This is a genomic window from Gordonibacter sp. 28C (assembly GCF_003339845.1).
Taxonomy (GTDB): domain Bacteria; phylum Actinomycetota; class Coriobacteriia; order Coriobacteriales; family Eggerthellaceae; genus Gordonibacter.
In genome coordinates, this window is sequence record NZ_PPTR01000005.1 from 1 (window position 1) to 12,096 (window position 12,096).

Sequence of the window (12,096 nt, forward strand, 5' to 3'; positions counted from 1 at the left end):
CAAGGGCGAAGGGCCATCCGGGGCTGGTCGGCCAGCAACCCCGCAGGGTCAACTCCCATCGTAATCCGCACAGGGGATCAAAGGAAAGAGTTAGACCCAGCAAGAGCTGGGTCTAACTGTAATGGGGTGGATGAAAACCGCTGCCCTTGAGCGGTCTACCCTTTCGATGCGACGGAAGTACCGACTTATTCCGAAGGGGAAAGCGGTTTTGGAACGGCGGCGCTTGAGGAAGTGAGGCGAACATTGGCGGTATGGTAAGCGGCGCAACGGGTTTCGATGCACTTCGCTACGTTAGGAGGCAACGTGCGTGAAACTCCGTCTTGAAAGCACGAAAATCACCTCTGTGAAGCGCTTTTGCAGCTTCAAGAGTTTTCGGGCGTTCTCCGGACGCGCCCCTTCCTCGAGTCACGCGCGTTTTCCCAGATAGCGGGATGCCGGCGTGCTTATTGTTCACGCGAGGCGCTTCACAGCGGTGATTTTCGTGCTTTCGGAGGTGGTTTTGCCGCAGGATCAGAGCCGCCGCGCACCTGCTCGGCTGTGTCGACGGCGGTTCGACGCAGAATCCGCCACCCCCGTCGAGGCACCGGCGCGTTCGCCGCATGGTTGCCCGACGCGCCTCGATGCCGCGAGGATCGAAACGGATCCGTGCCGATCCCATGAGGCTGCGGAGGGTTGGTTTCGTTCCGTCGGTTTGCGGGTCGGCAGGTTCCGTCGCGTTTCCTTCCTTGAGGCGCAGGGCGCCGCGCCGTCTCGCACATGCGATAAAGCATCGCAAAACCCCTGTTCAAGTATCGTCAGTTTTTGAGTAATGATGTTTTAGCAGCGATTTTGCGATGCGGCCTTTTCGCTGGCGGCGCACACTGCGACCCATCAAGCCCGCCCCGTCGTCAGCCTTGGGCGCGACGGGGCGGAATGCAGCAGCAAGCGCCTCCGAATCCGAAGAGAAAGGCACATAAAGGTGAACATCATCGTCTCGTGCAAGATCGTCCCCGACGACCAGGACATCCAGGTGGCGTCCGACCGCACCCTGGACTACTCCAAGGCCAAGGGCACCGTGTCGACGTACGACCTGAACGCCATCGAGGCCGCGGCCCGGCTGGCCGCGTCGGTCGAGGGCTCGAAGGTCACGGCCGTCACGGCCGGCCCCGCGTCGATCGACGACTCCAAGCTCAAGAAGAACGTCCTCGCCCGCGGCGTCGACGAGCTCGTCATGTGCGCCGACGACGCCTGCGAGGGCATGGACGCCCGCGCCACGGCCGAGGCCCTGGCCGCGCTCGTGGGCGAGTACGACGTCATCGTCTGCGGCGACGGCTCCGCCGACAACTACGCGCAGCAGGTCGACGTGCAGCTGGCCGCCCGCCTGGGCGTGCCCTCTGTCAACGGCGTGACGAAGATCACGCCTGAGGGCGGCTCGCTTCTGGTGGAGCGCACGCTGGAGAGCGTCGTCGAGACGGTGCGCGTGCCGCTGCCGGCCGTGGTGTCCGTGACGCCGGACGTGGCCGTGCCGCGCATCCCCGGCATGAAGGACATCCTGGCCGCGGGCAAGAAGCCCATGGACGTGGGCGGCGCCGATTGCGCCGTGGAGAGCGCGGTCGAGGTCGTGTCCACGCTGGCCCCCGAGCAGGCCGACCGCAAGCTCGAGATCCTCGACGCCTCCGCAGACGGCGCCATCGAACAGTTCGCAGCCGCCATCAAGGCAGCTCTCTAAGGGAAAGGTGGAACACCGCAATGAAAGCACTCGTTCTCGCTGAACGCTCCGACGTCGCCCGCGAGCTCGCCGCAGGCGCGCGCACCATGGCCGACGAGGTCGTGCTCGTGGCCGTCGACGGCCTGGAGGTGGCCGACGGAACGGCCGACAAGATCGTCCGCATCGCCCTGCCCGCCGGCGCCGTGTACGACGATGCCGCCGACACCGTGATCTCCGTGTTCGACGCCGAGGCCCCGGCCGTGGTGCTCGTGGAGCCCACGCGCCACCTGAAGTCCATCGCCGGCCGCGTGGCTGCGCACGCAGGCACCGCCGTGATCACCGACGTCATGGAGTTCGCCGCCGACGGCGCGAAGAGCCTGTACTTCGGCGGCGTGGCCGAGCGCGTGCAGAAGCCGGTCACCGACGTGGCCGTGTACACCGTGGCCGCCGGCGCGTTCGAGGGCGCCGAGCCCTCCGGCTCGAACGCCGTCGAGGACGCCGCCTGGGTGGCTCCGGCCGTCGCGCTCGAGCTCGTCGACTCCAAGCCCCGCGAGCTGAGCGGCGTGGACCTCAACAAGGCCGACGTCGTCGTGGCCGCCGGCCGCGGCTTCGCCGAGGAGGCCGAGCTCGACCTCGCCCGCGCGCTCTGCGACAAGATCGGCGCCGGCCTTGCCTGCTCGCGTCCCCTCACCGAGGGCGTGGACTGGCTGCCCACCGAGCTCTACGTGGGCGTGTCGGGCCTCATGCTCTCGCCGAAGGCCTACGTGGCCTGCGGCATCTCCGGCCAGATGCAGCATATGGTGGGCTGCAACCGCGCGGGCACGATGTTCGCCGTCAACAAGGACAAGAACGCCCCCATCTTCAAGCAGTGCGACTACGGTCTGGTGGGCGACGTCAAGGACGTCCTGCCGGCCCTGGCGGCGGCGCTGTAGGAAGAACCTCACGGTCCGAGTCTTCGGTGCGCTGTTTCCAAGCGCACCGGGACCGGGCCAGGCTGCCATCCCGAGCGAGGCAGGCCGCGCGCCGCCCCTCCTCTTCTCCGACGGGACCCTCGCCAGCCCGTCGGCACCCTGCCGAAACCGGCACGCACCTGCCCGTTCGGGATGGCAGCCTGCGAAACAGGTCACGGCATCGACGCGATGCCGGAAGCAAGCTCATCGAGAAAGGAACCACGGTGTCTGAAACCGATTTCGACGTCATCGTCGTGGGCTCGGGTTGCGCCGGGGCCGTGGCGGCCTACACGGCCGCGTCGGCCGGCAAGTCCGTCCTCGTCGTGGAGCGCGGCAACTTCGCCGGCGCGAAGAACATGACCGGCGGGCGCATCTACTCGCACGCGCTCAAGGAGGTGTTCCCGGACTTCGAGCAGGAGGCGCCGCTCGAGCGCAGGATCACCCACGAGCGCATCGCGCTCATGGACCCCGCCTCCCAGATGGCGATCGACTTCACGAGCCCGGAGCTCGCCTGCGAGGGCAAGGACTCCTACAGCGTGCTGCGCGCCCCCTTCGACCAGTGGCTGGCCTCCAAGGCCGAGGACGCCGGCGCGGAGTACATCTGCGGCATCGCCGTGGAGGAGCTCATCAAGGACGACGCGGGCCGCGTCGTCGGCGTGCGCGCGGGCGAGGACGAGATCACGGCGCAGGTGGTCGTGCTGGCCGAGGGCGTGAACCCTATCCTGTCCGAGAAGTGCCTGGGCAACCCGCGCCCCAAGGCCAGCGAGATGGCCGTCGGGATCAAGCAGGTCTTCGAGCTGCCGGCGGGCCAGATCGAGGACCGCTTCCTCTGCGCAGAGGGCGAGGGCGCGGCCATGCTCTTCGTGGGCGACTGCACGCACGGCAACGTGGGCGGCGGCTTCCTGTACACGAACAAGGAGTCCGTCAGCCTGGGACTCGTGGCCACCATCTCCACGGCGGCCGACGCCTCGAACCCCCATCCCGTCTACCAGATGCTCGAGGACTTCAAGAACCATCCGGCCGTGGCGCCGATCATCCGCGGCGCCAAGCTCGTGGAGCATTCCGGCCACATGGTGCCCGAGGGCGGCTACGACATGGTTCCCAAGTACGTGTTCGACGGCTGCGTCGTGGCGGGCGAGACGGCAGGGCTGTGCATGAACATGGGCTACCAGGTGCGCGGCATGGACTTCGCGGTGGCGTCCGGGCAGATGGCCGGCCAGGCGGCCGTCGAGGCCATCGACAGGGGCGACGTCAGCGAGGCGGGCCTTTCCTCCTACAAGGCCAAGATGGAGGAGTCCTTCGTCATCCAGGACCTGAAGACCTTCTCCAAGTGGCCCCGCGTCATGGAGGGGTGGGATTCCATGTTCACCGACTACCCGGTCATGGCGAGGGAGATCTTCAACGCCATGTTCAGCGTGGACGGCGCGCCGCAGAAGCCGCTCATGAAGCGCATGATGCCCATCGTGAAGAAGCGCGGGCTGCTGAAGCTCGCCCGTGAGATGAGAGGAGCGGTGAAGTCCCTATGAGCAAGATAGCCGAGATCACCGTCAACGTGGACGAGTACCTGGCGCTGGACAAGTACGAGGTGGACGAGGAGAGCGCGCACGTCGAGCTCGTGGACGACCCCGACGACGAGGAGTTCCTGAAGCTCGTGCGCGTGTGCCCGGCCGCGCTCTACAAGGTCGACGCCGACGGCAAGAAGTCCTTCGACTACGCGGGCTGCCTGGAGTGCGGCACCTGCCGCATCGCCTGCGGCTCCACCATCGTCAGGAAGTGGGAGAACCCCCAGCCCACCATGGGCGTGGAGTACCGCTTCGGCTAGGATCCGAGCGCACCCTTCTTTTCTTTTCGGCCGGCCCCGTGCGCACAGGGCCGGCCGCTCGTTTTCCGGCAGCGGTTGCCTCGAGGGCGCAGTACGCCCTTACGAGGCAACCGCATCGACAAGCGCCCGCTTTCCATCCGTGCGGCGGCTTGCTTACGCGACGGTGTCGAACGGGAGGCAAACGCGGCCCCTCCCGCCTTTTCCCGGCAGCAGGGCTTTACAGTGGGGCTTCGAAGCAAACCATCGAAAGGAGCCTCAGCATGAGCACCCTCATCGTGCTCGGATACCCGAGCGAGGCGGAAGCGAAGTCCGCCTACCAGAAGATCCTCGACCTCGACAAGAACCTCATCGTAAGCCTGCAATCCGTCGCCGTCGTGGCCCGGCGAGCCGACGGCAAGTACGACGTCGTCACGCCCGGCTCCAAGGTGGGCACCTCCACGGTGTGGGGCCTGTTCTGGGGCGTGTTGTTCGGCCTGCTGTTCTTCGTGCCCGTGTTCGGAGCGGCCCTGGGCGCCGGCATCGGCGCGCTGACGGGCGCCATCGTCAAGCACGGCGTTGACAAGGACTTCCAGGACCGCGTGCGCAACCTGCTCTCCTCCGACGACAGCGCGGCCGTGTTCATGGTGGTCGACGAGATGACCACCGACAAGTTCATCGAAGCCATCCGCCCGTTCGGCGGCGAGGTGCTGCAGACGTCGCTTTCCGTCAAGGACGAGGAAGAGCTGAAGCACGCCCTCTTCAAGAACTAGGTACTCGGCGACGACGAGGCCTCTCGCTTATCCGCGCTGCGCTTCGCCAGCAAATGTCCCAATTGGGTGTCCCAATTGGGGACTGTCCCCAATTGGGACATTCTATAGCCCCGAACTCCAAGCGCCCTCCCGCTCCTCGCGAACCCGGGGCAGGGGAGGGCGCTTTCGCGCGCACCAGCATTCAAGCAGGCCGCTTCCCCTGCTTCCGCAATCCCCACAGGTACAGCGCCACCATGACCACGGCGGTGCCGGCGGTCAGCACCGCTATCCCCACGATGAAGTTCGGCCAGGCAAGCGTGGCTATGACGGTGGCCACCGACGTGAGGATGCTGTACGAGAAGTTCGAGAACGACGAGGCGGCCCCCACGCGGTCGGGCGGCTGGTCCAGCAGCACCACGAACGCCATGGGCCTCACGATGCCCTCGGCCAGCGCGTAGGGCACGAACGCCAAGAGGAACGGCCACGGTCCCGCCGTGCCGAACAGCGCCATGCATGCGAACGACGCCGCCGTCAGCACCACGCACAGTTTCAGGATGGCGCGCACGCTCATTCGCTTCGACAGCGCCACGTACACGTAGGGCGCCGCGATGGTCACGACGCACGCTGCGGCGTACACCAGGCTGTACGTGAGGTACGACACGGCGAAGAAGTCCATGAGCACGTAGCTCACCACGGCGATGAACGCGAAGTACGGCATGCCCGCCACGCCCATGAACAGGGCGAGCGCCATAAACGGCCGGTCGCGCACCAACACGCGCACCCCGCGCATCATGGCGGCGAGCGACGCGCCCACGCCGCCTTCGGGGCGCTCCTCGCGCGGGTGCGTCTCGGAGATCAGCAACGACAGCGCGAAGGCCAGCACGCCGCACACGGTGAGGAACGCGAACACGCCACGCCAGTCCGTCAAGGTCAGGATGAACGTGCCCAAAAACGGGGCGGCGGCAGGGCCGATGATGATGAGCGACTGCAGCGTGGTCATGGCCAGCTTCAGGTCGTTGCCGGCGTAGGCGTCCTTGATGAGCGCCGTCTCGATGGTGATGACCGCGCCGTAGCCCAGCGCCTGCCCGATGCGGAACGCCACGAGCGCCTCCACGGACGGCGCCAGCGTGCAGGCCAGCGACGACGCGGCGAACAGCCCGCACGCCGCCACCATCACGGGCTTGCGCCCGAAGCGGTCGCTCAGGGGTCCGGCCAGCACCACGCCCACGGCCGAGAACGCGAAGAACGCGAACACCGTGAGGTTGAGGTAGGCCTCCGACACGGCGAACGCGCGCTGCATGCTGGGCAGGGCCGGCACGTACAAGTCTATGGACAGGATGAGCATCAGGTTGATGGCCAGCGCGCACGCGAAGAACGAGCGCGGCCCCAAACGCTTCTGCGGATGCACCAGCTGCATTGACTCTCTCCCCTCGAAGTTCGGACGACCCGCGCAACCGCAGGCCGTCCGAAAGTATAGCACCGCCTGTCGACGCGGACGTCTCCATGCTTCCGCCTCCCCGAAGAACGCCGCTGCGCAAAGCGTCTCCGTTGTCATTTTCTTTCGAAATTGTAGTACAATGTACTACAAAGAAATGCGGTTTCAGGAGGTGTCGCGATGGCGAAGGAAGCCGTTTTGCAAGTGCGCATCGACGGTTCGTTGAAGGAGCGGGCCGACGCGCTGTGCCGGCGGCGGGGAACGACGCTCTCGGAAGCGGTTCGCCTGTTCGTTCAGGAAAGCGTGGACCGAGGCGCGCTGCCCTTCCCAGCCAATACTCGGCCGGCGGCACCCGAAGGCGAGCTTCACGCCGCCGGCATCCTCGCTCACGGGGCTCGACCGGAGCTGCGCGATCAGGAGGCGGATGCCTGGCGTAGGGCGATGGAGGCGAAGCATGGTTTGCGTCCTTGACGCCAACGCCGTCCTGCGGTACCTGCTTTGGGATGTGGAAGAGCAGGCGGAGCGGGCGAAGGAGGCGGTGATCGAGGGCGCGTGCCTCTACCTGCCCGTATTGGCCGAGGTGGTGTACGTGCTCTTCGGTGTGTACGGTTTTTCACGCTCGGAGATCGACATCGCGCTCGAGAACCTGTTGGACGACGTGTTCGTGTTCGACGAGGAGATCATGCGCAGCGCCCTGCGCATGTACGCCATAAGCTCGCTCGACTTCGTCGATTGCTGGCTCATAGCTCGCAACGTGCTCGCCGGCGACCGCGTGGTCACGTTCGACAAGGCCATGCTCAAGCATCTGCGCTAGTCGCGCGGCCGCCCTTCGCCGCCGCTGCGCCCTCAAACGCCTTTTCAAGGGGTGCTTTGCGCCCGCTCTCGGGGGATAATGGCCGGCATACGATTCGAAGCTTCGAACAACGAGGGGGACCATGCCATGGACGAAGAGAACAAGCTCGGGAAGAAGATAGCCACGCTGCGCGAGGCCCATCACCTGTCGCAGCAAGACCTGGCCGACCGCTGCGGAAGCGACGTGTCCGTCGTCGAGGGGCTGGAGGCCGGCGACGTGCCGGCGTCCCTGGCACCGCTCATCAAGATAACTCGCGCGTTGGGCGTGCGCCTGGGCACGCTCATGGACGACGACGAGAACCTGGGTCCCGCCTACATCGACCGCGAGCAGATGGCCGAGGTCGAGCGCGTGAAAAGCTTGGAAACCACCTCGGGCGGCGACCTCTCCTACTTCAGCCTGGCCGCCGGGCGGCCTTCGCGCCACATGGACCCGTTCGTCATCACGGTGGATCCCACCGGCGAGACCGACCACGAGCTGGTGGGCCACGAGGGCGAGGAATGGCTCTACGGCATGGAAGGCTGCATCGAGATCGAGTACGGCAAGGACGTCTACGTGCTGCATCCCGGCGAGAGCATCTACTACGATTCCATCGTGCCCCACCAGGTGCGCGCCCACGACGGCCAGAAGGCGAAGTTCCTGGCCGTCGTGTATACCCCGATCTGACGATCGGGGTATACACTCGACGCTGCGGCCGCCTGCGGCACCCGATCTTCGCACGATCCCGGAGGCTCGCGTACCAAAGTACGCTTCGCCTCCGCGATCCTGCGAATCTCGGGTGCCGCAGGCGCCCTCGCTGACTTACTAGCGCCAACCTGCGCGGCCATCATGCGCCCTCGGGGCGCATGGGCGGGTCGTTCCGCCCCGCCCGGCCAAACCTGCGAGAAAGAGGTCCCCATGTCCGAAACCACCGCTCCCGTCCCCGGCGACCCCGACTATCCGCTCCATTCGGAGAAGACCATCGGCCGCTACCTCCGCGACCAGGTTGCCGTCGACCCCGACCACGAGTTCGTCGTGTACCCCGACCGCGACCTGCGCTGGACGTACCGCGACTTCGACGAGCGCACCGACAACCTGGCGCGCGGCCTTCTGGCCATCGGCATGCGCCCGGGCGACCACCTGGGCGTGTGGGCGCGCAACATCCCCGACTGGCTCACGTTCATGTACGCCACGGCCAAGATCGGCGTGGTCATGGTCACGGTGAACCCCGTGTACAAGAGCCACGAGCTGGACTACGTGCTGAAGCAGTCCGACATGAAGGCGCTCTGCGTCATCGACGCCTACCGCGACGTCGATTACCTGCAGATCATCCGCGACCTCGTGCCCGAGACGCTCACGCAGCAGCGCGGGTATTTGGAGTCGGAAACGTACCCGCACCTCAAGAACATCATCTACATGGGCCCCGAGAAGCACCGCGGCTGCTACAGCGTGCCCGAGCTGGTGCTGCTCGGCCAGCACGTGCCCGAGGACGCCTTGGCGGAGGCCGAGACCCACTTCGACAACAACGACGTGGTGATGATGCAGTACACGTCCGGCACCACGGGCTTCCCGAAGGGCGTCATGCTCACGCACCGCAACATCCTGAACAACGGCTTCTACATCGGCGAGGGGCAGAAGCTCGGTCCCGACGACCGCGTCACGCTGCCGGTGCCGTTCTTCCACTGCTTCGGCTGCGTGCTGGGCGTCATGGCCAACCTCACGCACCGCTCCACCATGATCATCGTGGAGGACTTCGACGCGGGGCTCGTGCTGCAGGCCATCCACAAGGAGCGCGCCACCAGCGTGTACGGTGTCCCCACCATGTTCATCGCCGAGCTGAACCACCCCGACTTCGACACGTTCGACCTTTCCAGCCTGCGCACGGGCATCATGGCCGGCAGCCCCTGCCCGCCCGAGACCATGCGCGAGGTCATGGACAAGATGTACATGAGGGAGATCACCATCTGCTACGGCCTCACCGAGACGAGTCCCGTGTTCACGCAGACGAGCGCCGACGACGACATCGAGCACAAGTGCGAGACGGTGGGCCGCAAGCATCCGCCGGTGGACGTGCGCGTGATCGACCCTGCCGACGGGCACGTCTGCGGCGTGGGCGAGCCGGGGGAGCTGTGCTGCAAGGGCTACAACGTCATGAAGGGCTACTACAAGATGCCCGAGGAGACGGCGCGCGCCATCGACGCCGACGGTTACCTGCACTCGGGCGACCTGGGCACGGTGGACGAGGACGGCTACTACCGCGTCACGGGCCGCATCAAGGACATGATCATCCGCGGCGGCGAGAACATCTACCCGCTCGAGGTGGAGAACTTCCTGCTCACCATGCCCGGCGTGCTGGACGCGCAGGTGGTGGGCATCCCGGACGAGCGCCTGGGCGAGATCGTGGGCGCGTTCGTCCGCGTGCGTCCCGGCCACGAGGACATGACCGAGGACGACGTGCGCGCGTGGTCCATCCCGCGCATCGCCCGCTACAAGGTTCCCAAGCGCGTGTTCTTCGTGGACGACTTCCCCATGACGCCTTCCATGAAGGTGCAGAAGTTCAAGCTGCGCGAGATGGCCGAGGAATTGGTGCGCGCGGGGAAGTAGGGAGTGTCCCAAAAGGGGTCAGGTACCTTTTGGGGCGTTTCGCACCGCGGGCAGGCTGCGGAGCGCGTTCGAGCTTCGACGCGCTCTTTTCGGGCTTCGCGTCCGGCCGGCATGGCACGAAAATCACCGATTCTCTGCGTGCGGCGGACCGAAAAGGGCTCTGCCGCTTGGTCACGGCCTTCTGCGTTGAGCGTTTGCCCAGCTCGCGCATTTCAAGGCTAAGCGGTGCGACGGGTTACGTGCAGAGAATCGGTGATTATTGTGCCGAGGGGAGGAAGCAGCGCGCCAAGGATCGAAGGAGGCGCTCTCCGAGCCCCGTTTCCCGGTTTCCCGCTCGTCAGGCCATTCGACCGGCGCGGGCCAGTAGCTTGCACGACAGGAACACGCGCAGCAGGTCGACGTTGCCGCCGGCGGGGCTCTCGAGGTCGATGCCGGACAGGGCCTTGATGCGCTTCAAGCGGTAGGCCAGCGTGTTGCGGTGGATGAACAGGGCCTCGGCCGTGCGCGTGGCGTTGAGGCCGTGCTCGAGGTAGGCCAGCGCCGTCTCCACGTACGCGGCGCCGTCCTCGGCGTCGGCGCGCGCGAGCGCCACGGCGGCGTGGTCGAGCAGCCACGCCGCGTCCGTGTCCAGGCCCAGCCGCACGCGCACGTCCTCGAACCAGCAATCGTCGTAGAAGCACGACAGCGTGGAGCCGAACGCGCCGCCCGTCTCCGCGTCGTCCACGAGGTCGTAGGCGAGCGCCGCTTGGTCGGCGGCGGTGCGCACGAGCGAGAAGTCCGCGAACAGGGACGAGAACCCCGCGCGGAACCGCGGCTCTGCGCCGGCGTCGACATCGCGGGCCGCGTGCCGCGCGCGGAGCGCGGCCAGCGGGTAGTCGGCGTCGCGCGCCACCATGACCGCCGCGTACCCGTCGTCGAAGAAGCGGGCCAGCGGGTAGACCTCGGCGATGAGCCGCACCGTCTGGCCGCGCGCGCCGGCGTCCTCGGCGGGCTCCGCGGCGCTGAAGCGCGCGACGAAGAAGCGGTCGTCGACGTGCCAGCCCGCCTTGCGCAGCGCGCACTCCAGCACCTGCGGGCGCACCGAACGCCCGTCCAGCAAATCGCGCAGCGGCCCGAGCGCCTCCTCGGCCGGCTGCGGGCGGCTCTGGTGCGGCATCACGAGCGAGAGCAGGTTTCCGAAGTAGTCCACGAGTGCGAAGTCGGCCGGCTGGAACGGCGCCGGTGGCGTTGTCCATGAGGAACGCCCGATCCTGAGCGCAGGGGTCCGACGAGCCCGCTGCCCACGCCTCCATGCACAGCTCGATGGGGCACGCGCCCGTCGCGATGGCCGACGTCCACAGCCTGTCGTCCAGCTCCTCGGGCAGCTTGCCCGCCACCAGCACGAAGTACAGCGTGGCGTCGGAAAGCATGAGGGGGTTCGCGAACCGCTGCGCGGCTATGTCGAACACCTCCTGCAAAGAGGCGTCCCGCGCCATGGCCGTGAGCAGGGCCTCGGACCACGCGTCCAAACGCATGCGCATCTCCAGCAGGCGCGCGAGCATCTCGCCGGGTGCGGGCGGCGCGCTGCCGGCGGGCACGTACAGCGCGGGCGGCGCGCACGTTTCCTCCGCATCCTCCGGCGGGGCGTCGGCTCCCAGCACGAGGAAGGACCCCGCCTCGGCGAAGGAGGCGTCCAGCGCGGCGAACGAGTCCGCGTCGATCACGAACAGGCTCTCGGCGCGCGGAACGCTCAGGGGCCCGAACACCTCGATGCGGTCGAGGTCGAGCCGCGAATCGTGAGAGTGGCGCGCCGCCGGGGCCAGGTCGGCCAGCTCGGCGAGCACGAGGTCGAGGTTGAAGTTCACGGTTGCTCCTCCCCAAGGCCGCGAGGTGCGGCTTTCGGCCCGCGAACGGCGCGGGCGGCCTGCAGCACTCGGCGACATGCCGGCGGCGCAAGCGCTTCGCTCATATGACAATTACTTATCTCATCAGGTATATCTTACGGCATTGTACATAATGCACAAAATCGGCGGGCCAGATTTCGGCTGACGGAACGATGACG

General features: G+C 66.9%; 12 protein-coding genes. 10 read left to right on the forward strand and 2 right to left on the reverse strand.

Annotated elements, in window-relative coordinates; translation table 11 throughout:
* Positions 1-958: 958 nt before the first annotated feature.
* The 5 genes from C1878_RS07600 to C1878_RS07620 all read left to right on the forward strand — a co-directional run bounded on the left by C1878_RS07600 (position 959) and on the right by C1878_RS07620 (position 5,208).
* A complete protein-coding gene (locus tag C1878_RS07600; protein WP_114601024.1) occupies positions 959-1,708 on the forward strand; it encodes an electron transfer flavoprotein in 750 nt (249 codons plus the stop codon).
* A gap of 20 nt (positions 1,709-1,728) precedes the next feature.
* Complete coding sequence (locus tag C1878_RS07605; protein ID WP_114601025.1) at positions 1,729-2,619, forward strand: electron transfer flavoprotein subunit alpha/FixB family protein; 891 nt, start codon at positions 1,729-1,731, stop codon at positions 2,617-2,619.
* Between the two features lie 242 nt (positions 2,620-2,861).
* A complete protein-coding gene (locus C1878_RS07610; protein WP_114601026.1) occupies positions 2,862-4,163 on the forward strand; it encodes an FAD-dependent oxidoreductase in 1,302 nt (433 codons plus the stop codon).
* A complete protein-coding gene (locus C1878_RS07615; RefSeq protein WP_114601027.1) occupies positions 4,160-4,459 on the forward strand; it encodes a ferredoxin family protein in 300 nt (99 codons plus the stop codon). Before C1878_RS07610 ends, C1878_RS07615 begins: the two co-directional genes overlap by 4 nt.
* A 260-nt stretch (positions 4,460-4,719) precedes the next feature.
* Entirely contained in the window at positions 4,720-5,208 is a 489-nt protein-coding gene (locus tag C1878_RS07620) for a DUF1269 domain-containing protein (RefSeq protein ID WP_114601028.1), read from the forward strand.
* Between the two features lie 181 nt (positions 5,209-5,389).
* On the opposite strand, the gene C1878_RS07625 is transcribed toward C1878_RS07620, so the two are convergent.
* Positions 5,390-6,604 (reverse strand): MFS transporter, encoded by a 1,215-nt coding sequence (locus tag C1878_RS07625; RefSeq protein WP_158539759.1) that lies wholly within the window; start codon positions 6,602-6,604, stop codon positions 5,390-5,392.
* Between the two features lie 198 nt (positions 6,605-6,802).
* Between C1878_RS07625 and C1878_RS07630 the strand changes: the two genes are divergently transcribed.
* The 4 genes from C1878_RS07630 (at position 6,803) to C1878_RS07645 (ending at position 10,055) form a co-directional block, all read left to right on the forward strand.
* The gene (locus tag C1878_RS07630; RefSeq protein WP_114601240.1) at positions 6,803-7,093 is read left to right on the forward strand and encodes a type II toxin-antitoxin system RelB/DinJ family antitoxin; all 291 of its coding nucleotides are present in this window, start codon (positions 6,803-6,805) and stop codon (positions 7,091-7,093) included.
* A complete protein-coding gene (locus tag C1878_RS07635) occupies positions 7,077-7,436 on the forward strand; it encodes a PIN domain-containing protein (RefSeq protein WP_158539760.1) in 360 nt (119 codons plus the stop codon). Before C1878_RS07630 ends, C1878_RS07635 begins: the two co-directional genes overlap by 17 nt.
* A gap of 126 nt (positions 7,437-7,562) precedes the next feature.
* Positions 7,563-8,138 carry a helix-turn-helix domain-containing protein gene (locus C1878_RS07640; protein WP_114601241.1) on the forward strand — a complete coding sequence of 192 codons (576 nt, stop codon included), beginning with the start codon at positions 7,563-7,565 and terminating at the stop codon, positions 8,136-8,138.
* Between the two features lie 231 nt (positions 8,139-8,369).
* Complete coding sequence (locus tag C1878_RS07645) at positions 8,370-10,055, forward strand: AMP-binding protein (RefSeq protein ID WP_114601031.1); 1,686 nt, start codon at positions 8,370-8,372, stop codon at positions 10,053-10,055.
* A 337-nt stretch (positions 10,056-10,392) separates the two neighbouring features.
* Here C1878_RS07645 and C1878_RS07650 read toward each other — a convergent pair whose 3' ends face one another.
* Entirely contained in the window at positions 10,393-11,244 is an 852-nt protein-coding gene (locus C1878_RS07650; RefSeq protein WP_114601032.1) for a CdaR family transcriptional regulator, read from the reverse strand.
* A gap of 113 nt (positions 11,245-11,357) precedes the next feature.
* Here C1878_RS07650 and C1878_RS07655 point away from each other — a divergent pair, with 113 nt between their 5' ends.
* Positions 11,358-11,834 (forward strand): hypothetical protein, encoded by a 477-nt coding sequence (locus C1878_RS07655; protein ID WP_114601033.1) that lies wholly within the window; start codon positions 11,358-11,360, stop codon positions 11,832-11,834.
* Positions 11,835-12,096 lie beyond the last annotated feature (262 nt).